Source organism: Actinoallomurus acaciae (assembly GCF_042429965.1).
In the GTDB taxonomy this organism is placed as follows: Bacteria; Actinomycetota; Actinomycetes; order Streptosporangiales; family Streptosporangiaceae; genus Actinoallomurus; species Actinoallomurus acaciae.
Window position 1 is genome coordinate 1 of the sequence record NZ_JBHLZP010000130.1, and the last position, 17546, is coordinate 17546.

Consider the following 17546-nt stretch of genomic DNA (forward strand, 5'->3'; position numbering starts at 1 on the left):
GCCGGTCCCGCAGCCCGGCGAAGCGGGGCGCGCCCTCCGCCGACCGCCGGGCCGCGGAGGCGGGCGGCTCCGCGGAGCGGTCGAGCGACGTGTGCAGGCCGACGACCTTCTCCACCGTCACGGTCTCGCCCGGGCTCATCTCCACGGTCAGATGCCGCGCGATCCAGCCGGGCTCGCCGCGCGTCTCACGGTGCGTGACCTCGCGCCCGTGGACGGCGTTGCGGCACGCCAGCGCGATCCGGACCGCCGAGGAGACCGTGTCGGCGGTCAGCCAGATGAGATCGCCGTCCGCGCCGGTCGAGTCGACGGTCAGATGCCGGTCCGCCAGGCCGCGATAGCGCGCGACGCCGCGGTTGCGCACCCGCGCGTCGAGGCCGGAACGGACCTCCAGCGATCCCGACCAGTTCTCGGCGCGGATCGTGGTCAGCATGGCCGCGAGGTGCGGGTCGTCCATCGACACGAGGCGCCGCTGGTCGACGGCGGTCACCCGCCCCGCGTCGTCGCGGTAGCGCAGCCACCGGCGCAGCAGCCCGCGGCGCAGGTCGAGCTCCTGGCGGTAGTCCAGCAGGTGGAAGCGTCCGGGAGCGAACCAGTGGCCGTCCTGGGCGCGGAACGTCAGCGGCAACCAGTTGGGGGCGTTGACCAGATCCTCGTTGACGACCGTGTGCCCGGAGACCCGCGAGGACAGGCGGTCGTAACAGCCCGCGATGTAGGTCCCGGGATAGTGCACGGTCCCGGCGCTCGCCTCCGGCGCCGCTCCCCTGGTGGCGAAGTAGCCGTTCCCCAGCGTGCACAGCGCCTCGCGCAGCCTCTCGCCGGCCGGCTCGAACTCCTGGTAGACGACATACCAGGGAGTGACGGCCGTCGGTTCAGGCGGCGCGCGCACTGCGGAACCGCAACTCCGCCAGATCCGTGACCACGGGACTGGCTCCGTGCTCGCGCAGAGCACTGCCCGCCCCCGTACGGTCGACGCCGACGACGGCGCCGAAACCGCCCTCGCGCGCCGCCGCCACGCCCTCGGCGGACGCCTCGATCACCGCCACCTGGCCGGGCGGCTCGCCCAAACGCCGCGCCACCTGCAGATAGAGCTGCGCGTTCGGGTGTTCGGGCAACGTCGTACCGGGTGCGTCCAGGCCGTCCATGACCACGTCGAACAGGTCGGCCACCCCGGCCCTCCTGAGGATCTCGGCGCCTTCGGCATGAAGCGAGACCGCCGCCGTACGGACGCCGTCCCGGTGGAGCCGGCGGATGACCGCGAGCGTGGAGGCGAAGGGCCGAAGGCCGTACCGACGGACCTCGCCGAGGAAGAACTCGTCCTGACTCATGGCCAGGCCACGAAGATCGTCGTAGGGCAGGATGATGTCCCGGGAGGCGAGAAAGTCGCGCGCGCCCTCCAGCCGCGGCCTTCCGCGCAGGTACCGCAGGTAGTCCGCGCGGACCTCGAAGGGTGTGAAGGCGGTCTCGTGGACCGCCGCGTAGCTCCGCAGGAATGGGTCGAGCACCGATTTCCACGCCGCCGCCGACACCACGGCGCAGTCGACGACGGCATCCATTCCGAAGATCACCGATGTGACGCTGTGCGCCGGCTCGCCGAGCATGCAACGGCCGTTGGCCCTGGTTCTCATCATCGCCCCCCCTGTTCGCCCCCAACCTCGCCGACCGGCAGGGGCCGCCGCCAGGGGCTTCGGTCCTGGCGCGGCCGTCCGAAGGGCCCGGGCTCGGGCCCGATTCGGCGATCACGGCCGTTCTGCCCCACCGACACGGGACGGATGGCCCTGGATGCCGCGATCTCCGCGGGTCAGATTGGGAGACCCAGGGAGGAGCCAGACCATGCCAGCGATCTCCACCGGAGAACCGGGCGCCGCCGGGGTCGCGGAGACCCATGCCGGGGTGGTCTTCTTCGTCGGCGACCGCGCGTTCAAGCTGAAGAAGCCGGTGAACCTCGGCTTTCTCGACTTCTCGACGCGGGAGCGACGGGAGCGCGCCTGCCATCGCGAGGTCGAGCTCAACCGTCGTTTCTCCCCCGACGTCTACCTCGGTGTCGCCGACGTGACCCTGGCCTCGGGCCTGCCCTGCGATCACCTCGTCATCATGCGCCGGATGCCCGCCGAACGCCGGCTCTCCCACCTCGTGGAGACGGGCGTTCCGGTGGACGACGCGCTCCGGGCGATCGCGCGTCTGCTCGCTCGCGTGCACGCGAGCGCTCCCCGGGGGGAGCACATCTCCGCGGAGGCCACCCGCGACGCCGTACGGCGGCGCTGGATCGACGGCTTCGACCAGGTCCGGCCGTTCCACGGGCGAGCGATCGACGCGCAGGAGGCCACCGAGATCGAACGGCGGGCGCTGCGCTTCCTGGACGGGCGAGAGCGCCTGTTCGACTCCAGGATCCGCGAAGGTCGCGTCATCGACGGACACGGCGACCTGCTGGCCGATGACATCTTCTGCCTCGACGACGGTCCGCGGGTGCTGGACTGCCTGGACTTCGACGACCGGCTGCGCCGGCTGGACGGCCTCGACGACGCGGCGTTCCTCTGCATGGACCTGGAGCGCCTGAACGCGCCGCGGCTCGGCGAGCACTTCCTCGCCTGGTACGCCGAGTTCGCCGACGACCCCGCGCCGCCCTCACTGCGTCACCACTACATCGCCTACCGGGCGTTCGTCCGCGCCAAGGTCTCCTGCCTGCGCTGGGACCAGGGCGAGGCCGGGGCCGCGGCCACGGCCGGGCGGTACGCCGAGATGGCCCTGCGCCACCTGAACGCCGGCGCCGTACGCGTCATCCTCGTCGGCGGGTTGCCCGGAACCGGCAAGTCCGCGCTCAGCGAGGCCCTCGGTGACCGGCTCGGCTACACCGTCATCAACAGTGACCGGATCCGCAAGGAACTCGCCGACGTCTCCCCCGACGTCTCCGCCGCGGCGGCGTTCGGCGCCGGCATCTACACGGCCTTCTGGAACCGGCGGACCTACGCGGAGATGCTGAAGCGCGCCACGAGGCTGCTCTCCTACGGCGAATCGGTCATCCTCGACGCCTCCTGGACCTCTGCCGAGTTCCGGGCGGACGCCGCCGCGCTGCCCCACGCCGACCTGACCGCCCTGAACTGCCATACACACCTCGCCGAGGAGCGCCTGCGCACGCGTACCGCCGGGGTGTCCGACGCCGACCCGGCGATCGCGGCCCGCATGGCCGAGACGGCGGCCCCCTGGCCGGACGCCGTCCCCATCGACACGTCCGGACCCGTCGAGAGGTCCGTCGAGCTCGCCCTGCGCGCCATCCGCCCGCCCGGGGCCGCTCACAGCTGGCACCGCCGCCCGCAACTGGCGCCCGGCTGAGGTCACCCGGCCGGCGCCGCCTTGGCGAGTTCGTCGAAGCCGTGCCGGATCCCGCGGCTCAGCAGTTCGATGTCGGGCATCGCGTCGAAGTCGCCGGTGATGCCGAAGTAGAGCGTGTCGAGGTAGGAGACGACCCCGGTCGACACCCGTATTCCGGCGGCCAGCGGCACGTACGGGTGGATCGCCACCAGCCGTCGTCCCATCGCGTACAGCGGGACGGGCGGCCCGGGCACGTTGGTGGTGATGGTCTGGACGAACGGCTGCCGCATGCGCAGCGCGGTGCGGGCCGCGACCGCCAGGACGTTGGGCGCCAGGCCGAGCACGCGCGTGAAGACGGTGGGGCCCACCGCCTGATGGCTGGCCTTGAGGGCCGCGGTCTGCTCGCGGATCAGCTCCAGACGACGCATCGGGTCCGGCTGTCCGCACGGCAGGCTCACCAGCACGGCCGACACCCGGTTCGTCAGCGCTCCACCCTCGTCGGACAGGCGAACCGAGACCGGGACCAGGGTCCGTACGACGGTGTCCGGGCTCAGCTCGTCCCGCTCGGCGAGCAGGTCGCGAAAGCCCCGGGCGACCGCCGCCAGCACCACGTCGTTGACGGTGCCGTCGAAGGTCTCGCTGATGCGGCGCGCCTCGCCGAGGTCCGCCTCGGTCCAGGACCAGCGCCGGTGCGGGCTGGTCGGGCCGTTGAGGGAGGACGCGCCGCGGCCCGCCCGCAGCCGCCCGGCGTACGCGGGCAGGCCGCGGACGAACCGTGCCGTCGCGGCGCTGTGGCGTGTCACCTCCGGCAGTCGGGCCACCTGCCGTACCTGCTCCATCGTCGTGCCGACGACGCCCGCGAGCACAAGAGACGGACGAGAGGGCTCCGGCTCGGCCTCGGGAAGCGGGATCGTGAGGCGCTCGTCCCGTACGGGCGCGTCCCCGGGGCTCAGGTCGAACAGGCTGGTCATCAGGTCGCTGCCGCCAACGCCGTCGACCATGCAGTGGTGGACCTTGCTGATGATCGACCACCGGTCCTTCTCCAGGCCTTCGACCAGCCACATCTCCCACAGTGGCCGGCTGAGGTCCAGCCGCTGCCCGAGCACCCGCCCGGCGAGGTTGCGCAGCTCCTCCGCTCCCCCGGGCGCCGGGACGGCGGTGTGACGCACGTGATAGAGAAGCTGGAAGTGCGGATCGTCGATCCAGACCGGGCGGCCGAGATCGAACGGGACCCGGCGGACCCGCTGGCGGAATCTCGGCAGCCCCATCAGCCGGGCGACCACCGCCCGGACGAACTCGCCATAGGTGGGCGACGGACCGTCGAAGATGCTCACGGAGGCGATCTGCAACGGCCTCGTGTCGTTCTCGGCGAAGAACATCCCGGCGTCGATGCCGCTCATGCGCTGCATCTATCCGGCCTCGCCCTCCGCGCCTGGCGGCACGACCGCCACGGGACAGCGCGCGTGGTGGATCAGACCGTGGCTGACCGAACCGAGCCGCAGTCCGGTGTGCCCACGCGCCGCGACGACGGCGAGATCCGCCTCGTCCGACGCCGCCACGAGCGCGTTGACGGGATGGTCGCGGGGACAGTCCTCGGCCACCGCGACCTGCGGGTACCGCTCGCGCCAGGGCGCCACGATCGCATGCGCCTCCTCGCGGGCGGCCTGGGCCAGCTCGCCGACCTCCAGAACCGCGTACGGCCCCTCCGGCGGGCACCAGGCGTAGATCACCCGGAGCCGCGCCTCGCGCACGACCGCCGCGTCGAACGCGTACCGCAGCGCGGTCGCGGCGTGCTTCGACAGGTCGATGCCGACGACGATCTCCCGCCGTTCGGGGCGGTCGCCGTCGCGCACCACCACGACCGGCACGTTCGCGTAACCCGCGGTGTGCAGACTCACCGAGCCGAGCAGCAGGCTCGCGAAACCGCCCCGCCCGCGATGCCCGACGACGACCTCGTACGCCTCCTCGGCCTCCCGGCGCAGTGCCACGGACGCCGGCTCGGCGAGGAGTGCCGTCGTCACCGGCAGCCGGGGCTCCCACTCGCGCACCTCCCCGATCGCCCGCTCGAGGATCGCCCCGCCGGCCTGCTGGAGGATCTCCGTCATCATGGGGACCGGATAGAACGGCACCTCACCCCAGGGCTCCAAGGCGTGCGCGATCCGCAGTGGCCGGCCACGCCGTACGGCCTCGCCGGCCGCCCACCGCAGCGCGACACGCGACGGATCGGACCCATCGACGCCGACGACCACCGGCGACAGTTCTTCAGCCACCAGACCCTCCAGAGAGCGGCTCACGGCAGAGCCGGCACACCATAAAGGCGTCCCACCCACGCCTTCATGGCACTCCCCGGATTCGGACATCGTTGTCCAAGCCCAGGGACCATCGGCCCTGGCCACGCCCACGTGCACCGATCAGCGTGGAGGAGGAAGGCAGTCCGGATCACGTTGGCGGAAGCCCCGTTTCCGCGCCCTTCCGAAGAGGAGCCACGGCCATGGAGACCAAGCGATGGAGTGTGGAGATCGACATCGCCGAGCAGGGCGATGACACCCACGTACGCGCCATACTCACCACCCTGAACGGGACGACCATCGAAGGGGCCGGGCACGCGCGGCGCAATCCGGCGGACCGGGGCGTGCCGGAGATCGGGGACGAGCTCGCCGCCGGCCGCGCGCTCCTCGATCTCGGCCATCGGCTCATGCAGCTCGCCACCGCGGAGATCACCGCCGCCGCCCGGCGAAGCGAACCCTGAGACCGCCCCCGGCGAACACGAACCCACATGACGGCCGGATGCGGTCGCGCCGGCGCGGCGGCATGGCCGAGGTTCGGCCCGCTCACCGGCAATTCTCGTCGCTCTGGGCCCGCCATGAGCCCGGGGCGGGACGGTTGTGCACAACCGCGATCTGGGGTAACAGTGGCGAAACGATCGAACTGATCCGATCGGTACTCAACATGTTTTATGTTCGGATCTGTTTGGTCTGCTGGGCCAGAGGCTCTTGAGAGGAGCGCCCGGTGACCCACTCCCCCGCGCCAGGCTCCGGGCGGCACAGACGATCGGCCCTTCGACGCCTCGGCGTCCTCGGCGCCGTGATCATGCTGGTGGCCGGTCTCGGCATGAAGGCGAACGCGGCCCCGCCCGCCCGCTCGTCCGGCTCGGCCGTCACGCACTCCGTGACGTACGACGGCTACTCGTTCATGATCGACGGGAGGCGCACGTACATCTGGTCCGGCGAGTTCCACTACTTCCGCCTGCCCAACCAGGATCTGTGGCGGGACGTGTTCCAGAAGATGAAGGCGGCCGGCTTCAACGCCGTCTCGCTCTACTTCGACTGGGGTTACCACTCGCCGGCGCCGGGCGTCTACGACTTCACCGGGGTACGGGACGTCGACACTCTGCTGGACCTGGCCGCGCAGACCGGCCTCTATGTCATCGCCCGGCCCGGCCCCTACATCAACGCCGAGGTCGACGGCGGCGGCTTCCCCGGCTGGCTGTCCACCAAGGCCGGGAACACGCGAAGCGACGACGCCGACTACCTCAAGTACTCCGACGAGTGGCAGACCAAGATCGACGCGATCCTGGCCAGACACCAGCTCACCAAGGGCGCCGGCTCGGTGATCGAGTACCAGGTCGAGAACGAGTACTACCGCGGCGACGCCGCCGGGCGTTCGTACATGAAGCACCTGGAGGACAAGGCCCGCGCCGACGGCATCACGGTCCCGCTGGTCGGCAACAACAACGGCACCTTCAGCACGGGTACCGCCGCACTCGACGTGGACGGTATGGACTCCTACCCGCAGGGCTTCGACTGCGGCAACCCGACCCACTGGAACGGCGTACCGGACATCAGCGGCGGCAAGGCGGCCGGCAGGCCGTTGGAGACGGCGGAGTTCCAGGGCGGCGCGTTCGACCCGTGGGGCGGCCCCGGCTACGACAAGTGCGCGCAGCTCATCAACGACCAGTTCGCGAACGTGTTCTACAAGCAGAACATCGCCGTCGGCGCGACGTCACAGAGCTTCTACATGACCTACGGCGGCACCAACTGGGGCTGGCTCGGCGAGCCGGAGAACTACACGTCCTATGACTACGGCGCGGCGATCCGCGAGACCCGCGAGCTCGACCCCAAGTACGACCAGGACAAGCTCATCGGGTACCTCACCCAGGCGGCGGCGCCGCTGACCAAGACCGACGCGATCCCGGCGGCCAAGCCGGACAACCCACAGATCGTCGACACCGCGCGGAGAAACCCGGACACCGGCACCCAGTTCCACGTGCTGCGGCACTCCGACTCCACGTCGACGTCGGATGACACCACGCATGTCTCGATCGACCTCGGCGCCAAGCCGGCCGCCTACACCTACGACGACAACGACCCGGCCCTGAAGTACTCCGGATCCTGGTCGCACGTGGCCGACCAGAGCTACACCGGAGGCGACTACAAGCACACGGAGTCGTTCTCCAACACGGCCGGCGACTCGGTGACCGTGCCGTTCACCGGCACCGCGGTCCGCTGGATCGGATCGCGGACGAACAACCACGGGTACGCCGACGTCTACCTGGACGGCGTCCCGCAGACCACGGTCGATGACTCCGGCAGCGCGAACCAGGCGGTGCTGTTCGCCAAGAGCGGCCTGACCGACGGCCCGCACACCCTCAAGATCGTGGTGGACGGCCGGCACGGCTCCGGCTCGACCGACGACTACGTCTCCGTCGACGCCATCGACCTGTCGGTGCCCGGGCCCGCGACGTACCCGGTCGTGCCGCAGCAACCCGGCACCGCCATCGCCCTGCACGGCCGCGATTCGAAGATCATCGTGGCCGGCTACGACCTCGGCGGCAACCGGCTGCAGTACTCGACGTCCGAACTGATGACCAACGCGACGATCGGCGGCCACGACGTCGCCGTGCTCTACGGCGACGCCGGCACCGCGGGCGAGACGGTGCTGCGGTACGCCTCCAGGCCGACCGTCACGTCCACCGGCGGGGCCGTCACCGAGACATGGGATCCCGCCACCGGTGATCTGCGGCTGAACTACACGCACAAGGGCCTGACCCGGGTGCAGATCACCGGCGGCGGCCACCCGCTGCGCCTCCTGCTGGCGGACACGGCCACGGCGAAGACGTTCTGGCGGCAGGACACCGCGTCCGGCCCGGTCCTCGTACGCGGCACGCACCTGGTCCGCACGGCCACGGCCGGCGGTTCGACGGTCGCGCTGACCGGGGACGTGGGCACCGACGGCTCGATCGAGGTGTGGAGCGGCGCGTCGAAGGTCACCTGGAACGGCTCCCCCGTGGCGACCACGGCCTCCGACGACGGCAGCCGGGTCGGGAAGGTACCGACCGCGGCCCCGGTCGGGCTTCCGGCGCTCACCGACTGGGTGCACACCGAAGAGTCGCCCGAGGCACGGCCCGGGTTCGACGACTCGACCTGGGCGGTGGCCGACAAGATGACGACGAACAGCATCACCACGCCCGGCACGCTGCCGGTGCTGTTCGCCGACGACTACGGCTTCCACACCGGCAGCACCTGGTACCGCGGCCGCTTCACGGGCACCGGCGCCGAGACCGGGATCACGCTGTCCACGCAGAGCGGCGGCGGCGCGGCCGCCTCCTCGGTCTGGCTGAACGGCGTCTTCCTCGGCAGTTCCACCTCGGACGGCACCAAGACCTACACCTTCCCCGCCGGGTCGGTGCACAGAGGCGCCGACAACCTGATCTCGGTGCTCACCGTGAACATGGGCCACGAGGAGGACTACAACGAGTCCAGCGGCAACAAGGCGGCCCGCGGGCTGATCGGCGCCAGGCTGGCCGGGTCGCCGCTGAACACCATCACCTGGAGACTGCAGGGCGACCGGGGCGGCGAGGCGCCGCCGGACACCGTACGCGGGCCGCTGAACGTCGGCGGCCTCTACGGCGAGCGCGCCGGCTGGCACCTGCCGGGCTACCCGACCGGCGCCTGGAAGCCGGTGAGCCTGCCGGTCACCGACAAGACGCCGGGCGTCTCCTGGTACGCCACCGACGTGACGCTGCGGCTGCCATCGGGCCAGGACACGTCGCTGGGCCTGAGCATCAGCGACAACCCGTCCCGCCGGTACCGGGCGGAGATCTTCGTCAACGGCTGGGACCTGGGCAATTACGTGAACTACCTCGGGCCGCAGCACGACTTCCCGATCCCGAACGGGGTGCTGAACCCACGCGGCACGAACGACATCAAGATCGCCGTCTGGAACCTGGACGACTCCACCGGCGGCCTGGGGACGGTGGCGCTGACCGACTACGGCAGCTACGCATCGCCGCTGACCGTCGCCCAGAACAACGGCCCGCGGTACGACGGCGCCGAGTACACGATGCCGAAGCCGCCCCTCTCCTCGGTCGCCCTGCGGGTTCCCGGCTCGGTGAGCGGCGGGACCGGGTTCACCGCGACGGAGACGGTGAGCGTCGGCCACGGCACGGCGAGGAACGTGACCCCGGCGCTGCGGCTCCCCGACGGCTGGACGGCCGGCGCTCCGACACCCGCGTCCGTCGGCAGGCTGGCCGCCGGGCGGTCGGCCACGTTCACGTTCACCGTCACCCCGCCCGCGACCGTCGACGGGCCGACCCCGGTCACGGCCACCGCGACCATGACCCAGAACGGCCGCCGGCGGACCTTCGGCGACGAGCGGATCGTGGGCCGGACACCTCCGGTGCCGCCGGCCGGTCAGAACCAGGTCAGCGACCTGCCCTGGCTGGGGGCGACCAACGGCTGGGGCCCGGTCGAGCGCGACACCAGCGTCGGCGAGCAGTCCGCGGGCGACGGCCACCCGATCACCATCAACGGCACGGTGTACGCCAAGGGGCTCGGCACCAACGCGGTCAGCGACGTCGCGGTCTACCTCGGCGGCAGGTGCAGCCGGTTCACCGCGACCGTCGGCATGGACGACGAGAAGGGCGACAGCGGAAGCGTCACGTTCAGCGTGGTACTCGACGGCAGGACGCTGGTCACCACGCCCACCGTCACCGGCTCCACCCCGGCCGTCTCGATCGATGTCCCGGTCACCGGCGGCCAGGTGGCCGACCTGATCGTCGGCGACGCCGGCGACGGCAACGGCAACGACCACGGCGACTGGGCCGACCCCGTCCTCACCTGCTCCGGCTGACCCTTCCGGTGACCGGCGCTCAGGTGGCGGTGAGGGCGTCGGCCGCGCCGACCCAGATCCCGGTGACCCGGGAGACGTACCGTCCCCCGGCGACGTCTCCCGGCACCGCCAGGTGCGGCCCGTCGGCGTCCAGTGTCCTTCCGTCCATCGCGGTGGCGAGCATCGCCTCGGTACGCCCGTAACGGGGATCGATCTCGCCCCACGACAGCACCGTCGTGTGCCCGTCGGCCCCGCGTACGGCGAGCAGGAACCGTACCCGGTCCTTGGTGATCATCGGATCGAACCGCGGGCCGGCCGCCGAGACCAGGTCGATCAGCAGTGGTCCGGTGAAGGTGTGCCGCCGCCGGCCCTCGCGCGCGCACAGGAACTCGGTCTCGACCGTCCGCTGAGGCAGGTCACGCAGTTCGGCGACGGTGAACGACGCGAGACGTTCGACCTGTCCGGTCAGCCGGACACGGGCGAGCTCACTCCTGGGCGCGGGGATCGTGGTCGTGCACGACGGCTCGGATGTCACATCGGTCATCAGGCCTCCCAGCCGGGCGGCCGCCCCGTACCGGAAGGCCTGCACCGCCCACTGACTAAGGGATTCCGCACCTTCGGCGTCATTCAAACAAAAAAGCTCGCAAATACGAGCCTCATCGCCGTTCGAACATCTGATCTGCGATGGCCTGGGGGCACGGTCAGCGGGCGTCCGCCTGCACCTGGTCGAGGAACGTCAGTGTGGCCGCCGCCATCTCATAGCGCCAGCCGGCCAGCGTCCGTTCGAACCCGCCGGCCTCGTCCCGGCGGGCCCCCAGCGCCTCGACGATCGGCTCGACGGCCTGCCGCTGCGCGGCGATCAGCCCGGACGCGTCCACTCCCGCACGATCCAGCAGGGCGAATTTGACCATCAGCTCCGAACGCACGTCACGGATGTGACCGACCGGCTGTGCGAGCCACCACCGCGCCGCCGCGGCGCCCGCCGTCGTCACCTGGACCAGCGTCCGCGCCGGGCCGTGCGGGGTGGACTCGGTCCCCGCCTCCGCCACGAGGTCGAGGTCCCGGAGGCGCTGCAACGCCCGGTACACCAGCGGCCGCCGGATCCGCCACACACGCCCGAGCTCGCCGTCGGGGCTCGTGACCGTCGCGACGGCGAATCCGTGGGTCGCTCCTTCGGCGACCAGGCACAGGACCAGCCACTCGGTCAGCGACAACGCCGGCACCTCAGACCTGCCCACACGCCAACCCTACGAGGGCACCGTCACGAACCGCTTTCGGCCGGCACGCGAGCGACGGCGACGAAGTTCTGGCTCATCCCCAGAATCGACGGCTCCGCCTCGAGCAGACGCAGCAAGGCCAGAACACGCTCTCGCTGCTCGGGCTCCTCCAGACACCGGGCGAAGTCGGGCAGCAGCTTCACCACTCCGCTGGCGCCGACGAGCACGCGCAGCTCCAGGCCGGCCTCTTCCACCTCCGCGGTGAGATCCTGCGGCCGGTGGAAGTACGCGGTGGTGAAGCGTGCCGGGTCACCGCTCGGGTTGCGGTACTGCCCGTCGGCGAGGAACCCGGCGCTCCGCCCGGGGTCGCCCGGCACGCCCTGGGCGATGTCCTCGAAGAGCGGATAGAACCGGGACAGGGCCTTCGCCACGACGACGCCGCCCGGCCGTACCACCCGGCGGGCCTCCCGCAGGGCCGTGACGCGGTCGTCCCTGCTCGTCAGGTGGTACAGCGGGCCGAGGAGCAGCGCGGCGTCCATGCCGTCCGCGGCGGCGTCCAGTGCCCGCGCGTCTCCGACGGCCGTACCCGCCAGCGGGTGGGAGGCGGCGCGAGACGCCGCCTCGGCCTGTTCGACGTGCAGCGGCACCGGATCGATCAGCCGGACCTCATACCCCGCCGCGGCCAGTGGCAGCGCATAGGCGCCGGCACCGCCGCCCACGTCCAGCACCCGTGCGGGGGCCGGCGGCAGATGCCGCTCCAGCAGGTCCCAGACCCGGAGAAACTCGATCCGCCGCCCGCCGGAGGTCAACCGCTCCCGCTCCAGGCCCTGCTCGTAGTACGCCAGGATCTCCGCGTCCACCATGCCGGGACCATAGAACGGCGCGAAGGCCATCCCCGAACGAATTACCGGCCGCGAGGTCTTGCGCTTCTCCGTTCCCGGTCGTCTCATTGTGACTACTGCCTCCGGAGGACCGGCCCGGCGGACCCGCCGGGCTTCACACCCGAGCGACCCGCAGGGAGATGACACACGTGTCGATCACAGCGGCACATGACAGGGTCAGTGACTTCGTGGCGAGCCCCCGCCTCCTGTTCATCGGCGGCCGGTGGACGGAGCCGGCGTCGGGCAGGACGTTCGCCACCCCTGACCCCGCGACCGGGGAGACGCTCGCCGACGTGGCCGAAGGCGACGCGGCGGACATCGACCGCGCCGTCCAGGCCGCCCGCGCCGCGTTCGAGGACGGGCCGTGGTCGCGCCTGACCGCCTCCGAACGCAGCCGGCTGATCTGGAAGATCGGCGATCTCATCCTCGAGCACGCCGAGGAGTTCGCCGAGTTGGAGGCCCGGGACAACGGCAAGCCGTACGCGGTGGCGCTCGCCGCCGACGTGCCCCTGGCCGCCGACCTGTTCCACTACATGGCCGGCTGGGCGACGAAGATCGAGGGCAACACGATCGACATCTCCGTGCCGTACATGCCGGGGGCGAACTTCCACTCCTACACGCTGCGCGAGCCGGTGGGCGTCGTCGGGCAGATCATCCCGTGGAACTTCCCGCTGCTGATGGCGGCCTGGAAACTCGGCCCCGCGCTCACCACCGGCAACTGCGTGATCCTCAAGCCCGCCGAGCAGACGCCGCTGAGCGCGCTGCGGCTCGCCGAACTGATCGCCGAGGCGGGCGTCCCCGACGGCGTGGTCAACGTCGTCCCCGGGTACGGCGAGACCGCCGGGGCGGCGCTGGCCGCGCATCCGGGCGTCGACAAGGTCGCCTTCACCGGCTCCACCGAGGTGGGCCGGCTGATCGTGCAGGCGGCGGCCGGCAACCTGAAGAAGGTGACGCTGGAGCTCGGCGGCAAGAGCCCCAACGTGGTCTTCGACGACGCCGAGGCCGACGCCGTCGCCGGTGCGGCAAACGCGATCTTCTTCAACCACGGGCAGTGCTGCGTCGCCGGCTCCCGCCTGTTCGTGCACCGAAGCAGGTTCGACGAGGTCGTCGAGGGTGTCGCCGAGATCGCCAAGTCGATCAAGCTCGGCCCGGGCATGGACGTCGACACCCAGATGGGCCCGCTGGTCTCGGAGGAGCAGCTGGAACGGGTCACCGGGTACCTCGACGCGGGCCTCGCGGAGGGCGCGACGACCGTGGTCGGCGGCAACCGGTACGGCGACCGCGGCTACTTCGTCGAGCCCACGGTCATCACCAACACCCGCAGCGACATGAAGATCGTCCGTGAAGAGATCTTCGGGCCCGTCGTCGTCGCCGCGCCCTTCAGCGACCTGGATGAGATCGCCGCCCAGGCCAACGACACCGACTACGGGCTCGGCGCCGGCATCTGGACCAAGGACATCTCCAAGGCCCACGCGCTGGCCAAGAAGATCCGCGCGGGCACGGTCTGGATCAATTGCTACAACGTCTTCGACGCGGCCCTGCCGTTCGGCGGCTACAAGCAGTCCGGCTGGGGACGGGAAATGGGCCACGAGGTCCTCAACAACTACACCGAGGTCAAAGCGGTCACGACACAGCTGTGACCCCCTGAACCGGCCTCGTGGCGCCGTGGCTCCTCCCTGGGCGCGGCCCCACGAGGCCGCCTGCCCTCGCGGCCGGACAACGCAAGAAATGGCTATCTGGGCGGCGAAGTCGTCTTACGTCGGGTTTCGACCGGGCTGATCGTCTAAAGTCTGATCATCCGCTCGATCGCCGATGGAGGTCATGCCGTGTCGGACAGCGGCGAACGCGCGCCTGGGGGCCTGAACACCACCAGGCCGAGCGTCGCCCGGATGTACGACTATTACCTGGGCGGCAAGGACAACTACCGGGTGGACCGGGAGGCCGTCGACCGGGTCGAGGCGGCGATGCCCGGCACTCGCCAGGTCGCCCACCAGAACCGCGCGTTCCTGCGGCGGGCCGTGCGCTACATGGCGGGGCAGGGCGTCCGGCAGTTCATCGACATCGGCTCCGGGCTGCCCACGGTCGGCAACACGCACGAGATCGCGCAGGAGATCGACTCGTCCGCGCGGGTCGTCTACGTCGACAACGACCCCGTCGTGCTCAACCACGGCCGGGCGCTGCTCGCCGCCAACCGCCACACGACGGTCGTCACCGCCGACATGCACCGGCCGGCCGAGGTGCTCGAACACCCACAGACCACCGAGCTCATCGACTTCGACCAGCCGGTCGGCGTACTGATGATCGCCATGGTCCACTTCCTCACCCTGGAGGAGCGGCCGTACGTCATGGCGCGACTGCGTGACGCGCTCGCGCCGGGCAGCTACCTCACGGCCACGCACGCCACGACGGACGGCCTGTCGGCGGACATGGTCGCGCGGACCGAGGCCGTCTACGCGACCACGCCCACGCCGATCCACTTCCGGCCGCGCGCCGAGATCGCGCCTTTCTTCGACGGGTTCGACCTCGTGCCTCCCGGCCTGGTCATGCTGAACGAGTGGCGCCCCGACGCCGACGCCTCGGTGCCCCAGCCGTGCTGGCTGTACGGCGCGGTCGGCCGCAGACCCTGACCGGCGACGAGGCGGGCGGGCGACCGCTCCGTGCTCGAAGATCCGTCGGCCCGGCGGGGTCCTGGTAGGCGTCCGCGCCGGTCACCGCCGCGATGGTGAAGACGGGCTGAAGTCCCGCTGGATCGGCGGACAGTACTCCACGACCGGTTCCCGATGCCACCAGGCACCGGTCCGGCGCCGTTCCTCGCGAGTCGTGAAGCGGTACCGGAAGAGGCGGGCGCGCACGAAGGCGGGCGGTTCGCCGGGGAACGGGTTGTGGCGGAGCAGCCGTAGCGTCGCCCGGTCGTTCTCCAGCAGCTTCACGGCGAACCGGATGAACCACGGCTCCGCGTAACTCACGGAGAGGGCGGCGAACCACATCATCCAGTCGAGCCGCAGGTGGTACGGCGCCACCTGCGGCGGACGCCGGCAGACGTCGCCGGGCTTGCCCTTGAACCCGTACTCCTTCCACACGGTCCGCGGGCCCGGCTCCGCGTCGTCCGTGCCCTCGACGATCACCTCGTACCGCCTCTTGTTGACGGACCCGAAGGCACCGTAGCTGTTGACCAGATGGAAGGCGTTGAAGCTGGCGTTCATCCGCTGCCGCCGCGAGACCAGGTTCCGCACCGGCCAGTAGCTGAGCGAGACGACCAGGACCGTCACCGCCACGGCCAGGGCCCGGTGCCACAGCGGCTCGGCGGCCGGGCTCGGCCCGATCGGCAGGTGCGCGAGACGCCCGACCGCCCGCCAGTCGACCACGGAGGCCGCCAGGAGGGCGGTGATCCAGTTCAGCCACGCGAAGTTCCCCGATGCGATCAACCAGAGCTGGGTGACGATGACGATCGCCGCGGCGACCGTGGCGTACGGCTGCGGCGCGAACAGCCCGAACGGGACGACGAGTTGCGTCACGTGGTTCGCGGCGACCTCGACGCGGTGCAGCGGCCGGGGCAGATGGTGGAAGGACCGGCTGAGCGGGTTCGGCATCGGCTGCGTCTCGTGGTGGTAGTACAGGCACGTCAGGTCGCGCCAGCAGCGATCACCACGGATCTTGATCAGGCCCGCGCCGAACTCCAGGCGGAACAGCAGCCAGCGCAGCAGCCACAGCACCAGCGTCGGCGGCGCCGTCCGCGCGTTGCCGAGGAAGACGGCGAGGAAACCCGCCTCCAGCAGCAGCGACTCCCAGCCGAAGCCGTACCAGACCTGCCCCACGTTGACGATCGACAGGTACAGCAGCCACAGCACGGCCCACAGCACCATCGAGGCCCACAACGGGACCACGTCGGCCACCCCGGCCGCGACCGCGGCGGCCACCGCCGCCCCCGCCCAGGCGACCGTCGCGAAGAGCCGGTCCGAGTAGTGAAGGTGGAAGAGGCTCGGCGCGAGACGGAACGGCACCCGGCGCACGTACGCGGGGATCGGCGTCAGGCCGCCGCTCCCGAGCAGCGCGCGGAACTGGTTCGCCGCGACGGCGAACCCGACCAGGTACGTCAGGGCCAGCCCACGCTGGAAGACCAGCCGGCCGGGCCCGTACCCGGGGTCGGTGAGCCAGTGCATGGCGTGTTCCCCTCATTCCGCTCCGGCGCCGAAGACACGTCTCAGCGCGATCCGCGCCGCGTGGTGCCCGCCCATGCCGTGCACGCCGGGCCCGGGCGGCGTCGCCGAGGAGCACAGGTAGATCGCCGGGTTCGGCGTGGCGTACGGGACGCGCGCGGCCGTGGGGCGGAACAGCAGCCGCAGCCGGTCGCACGCACCGCCGGCGATGTCGCCCCCGACGTTGTTGGCGTCGTGCTCGGCGATCCGCTCGGGGCCGGCGCTGCCGCGGGCGAGGATGAGGTCCCCGAACCCCGGTGCGAACCGCTCGATCTGCCGCTCGATCGCCGCGGTCAGGTCGCCCGTCCACCCGTTCGGCACGTGCCCGTACGCCCACAGCACGTGCCGGCCGTCCGGCGCACGCGAGGGGTCGAACAGGGTCGGCTGGGCGGTGATGAGGAACGGCACCCGGGGGACGCCGCCGCCGTACGCCGACCGGAGCGCGCCGCCGATCTCCTCCATCGACGGCCCGAGGTGCACGGTGCCGGCCCTGCGGCAGGCCTCGGACGTCCACGGCACCGGCCCGGACAGCGCATAGTCGACCTTGAAGACCGCGGGCCCGTGCCGGTACCGCCGGAGCCGCTCGGCGTACCGGCGCGGCAACCGGTCACCGGCGATCGCCGCGAGTCGCTCGGGCATGACGTCGAGCACGTACGCGCGGGCGGCCGGCAGTTCGTCCAGGCTCCGTACACGCCGCCCCGTGACGACCCGTCCCCCGAGCGACTCCAGGTACGCCACCAGCGCGTCGGACAGCGCCTGTGAACCGCCCCGCGGAAACGGCCAGCCGACCTCGTGGGCGGCCAGCGCGAACAGCAGCGCGACGCCGCCCGTCGCGG

General features: G+C 71.4%; 14 protein-coding genes. 5 read left to right on the forward strand and 9 right to left on the reverse strand.

Translation table 11 applies throughout. From position 1 onward, the window contains the following. Both ACFFNX_RS18975 and ACFFNX_RS18980 read right to left on the reverse strand, forming a co-directional pair. A partial coding sequence (locus ACFFNX_RS18975) for a glycoside hydrolase family 65 protein (protein WP_512699853.1) occupies positions 1-886 on the reverse strand: 886 nt, incomplete at its 3' end. Further along, positions 870-1628 carry an HAD family hydrolase gene (locus ACFFNX_RS18980; RefSeq protein WP_378203549.1) on the reverse strand — a complete coding sequence of 253 codons (759 nt, stop codon included), beginning with the start codon at positions 1626-1628 and terminating at the stop codon, positions 870-872. The genes ACFFNX_RS18980 and ACFFNX_RS18975, both read right to left, overlap by 17 nt. Positions 1629-1830: 202 nt before the next feature. Here ACFFNX_RS18980 and ACFFNX_RS18985 point away from each other — a divergent pair, with 202 nt between their 5' ends. Next, positions 1831-3327 carry a bifunctional aminoglycoside phosphotransferase/ATP-binding protein gene (locus tag ACFFNX_RS18985; RefSeq protein WP_378203551.1) on the forward strand — a complete coding sequence of 499 codons (1497 nt, stop codon included), beginning with the start codon at positions 1831-1833 and terminating at the stop codon, positions 3325-3327. 2 nt (positions 3328-3329) lie between these two features. Here ACFFNX_RS18985 and ACFFNX_RS18990 read toward each other — a convergent pair whose 3' ends face one another. Together ACFFNX_RS18990 and ACFFNX_RS18995 are read right to left on the reverse strand one after the other, a co-directional pair. Continuing rightward, complete coding sequence (locus tag ACFFNX_RS18990; protein WP_378203554.1) at positions 3330-4706, reverse strand: WS/DGAT/MGAT family O-acyltransferase; 1377 nt, start codon at positions 4704-4706, stop codon at positions 3330-3332. A gap of 9 nt (positions 4707-4715) precedes the next feature. Continuing rightward, positions 4716-5576 carry a universal stress protein gene (locus tag ACFFNX_RS18995; protein ID WP_378203557.1) on the reverse strand — a complete coding sequence of 287 codons (861 nt, stop codon included), beginning with the start codon at positions 5574-5576 and terminating at the stop codon, positions 4716-4718. A 221-nt stretch (positions 5577-5797) separates the two neighbouring features. On the opposite strand from ACFFNX_RS18995, the gene ACFFNX_RS19000 reads away from it, so the two are divergent. Beyond that, the gene (locus tag ACFFNX_RS19000) at positions 5798-6055 is read left to right on the forward strand and encodes a DUF1876 domain-containing protein (protein ID WP_378203560.1); all 258 of its coding nucleotides are present in this window, start codon (positions 5798-5800) and stop codon (positions 6053-6055) included. A gap of 260 nt (positions 6056-6315) precedes the next feature. After that, complete coding sequence (locus tag ACFFNX_RS19005; protein WP_378203563.1) at positions 6316-10437, forward strand: beta-galactosidase; 4122 nt, start codon at positions 6316-6318, stop codon at positions 10435-10437. Positions 10438-10456: 19 nt separating this feature from the next. Here the strand turns inward: ACFFNX_RS19005 and ACFFNX_RS19010 are convergent, their stop codons facing one another. From ACFFNX_RS19010 to ACFFNX_RS19020, 3 genes are all read right to left on the reverse strand, one after another. Then, on the reverse strand, positions 10457-10960 hold the full coding sequence (locus ACFFNX_RS19010; protein WP_378203566.1) for a molybdopterin-dependent oxidoreductase: 504 nt from the start codon (positions 10958-10960) through the stop codon (positions 10457-10459). A gap of 157 nt (positions 10961-11117) precedes the next feature. Beyond that, complete coding sequence (locus ACFFNX_RS19015; RefSeq protein WP_378203569.1) at positions 11118-11654, reverse strand: PadR family transcriptional regulator; 537 nt, start codon at positions 11652-11654, stop codon at positions 11118-11120. A 23-nt stretch (positions 11655-11677) separates the two neighbouring features. Beyond that, positions 11678-12496: a class I SAM-dependent methyltransferase gene (locus ACFFNX_RS19020; protein WP_378203572.1), complete on the reverse strand. Its 819-nt coding sequence runs from the start codon at positions 12494-12496 to the stop codon at positions 11678-11680. 167 nt (positions 12497-12663) lie between these two features. On the opposite strand from ACFFNX_RS19020, the gene ACFFNX_RS19025 reads away from it, so the two are divergent. Both ACFFNX_RS19025 and ACFFNX_RS19030 read left to right on the forward strand, forming a co-directional pair. Beyond that, entirely contained in the window at positions 12664-14154 is a 1491-nt protein-coding gene (locus ACFFNX_RS19025) for an aldehyde dehydrogenase family protein (RefSeq protein WP_378203575.1), read from the forward strand. 186 nt (positions 14155-14340) lie between these two features. After that, a complete protein-coding gene (locus tag ACFFNX_RS19030) occupies positions 14341-15141 on the forward strand; it encodes an SAM-dependent methyltransferase (protein WP_378203578.1) in 801 nt (266 codons plus the stop codon). A gap of 81 nt (positions 15142-15222) precedes the next feature. Here ACFFNX_RS19030 and ACFFNX_RS19035 read toward each other — a convergent pair whose 3' ends face one another. Beyond that, complete coding sequence (locus ACFFNX_RS19035; RefSeq protein WP_378203581.1) at positions 15223-16674, reverse strand: lipase maturation factor family protein; 1452 nt, start codon at positions 16672-16674, stop codon at positions 15223-15225. A 12-nt stretch (positions 16675-16686) separates the two neighbouring features. Further along, on the reverse strand, positions 16687-17546 hold an 860-nt coding region (locus ACFFNX_RS19040), incomplete at its 5' end, for a phytoene desaturase family protein (protein ID WP_378203583.1).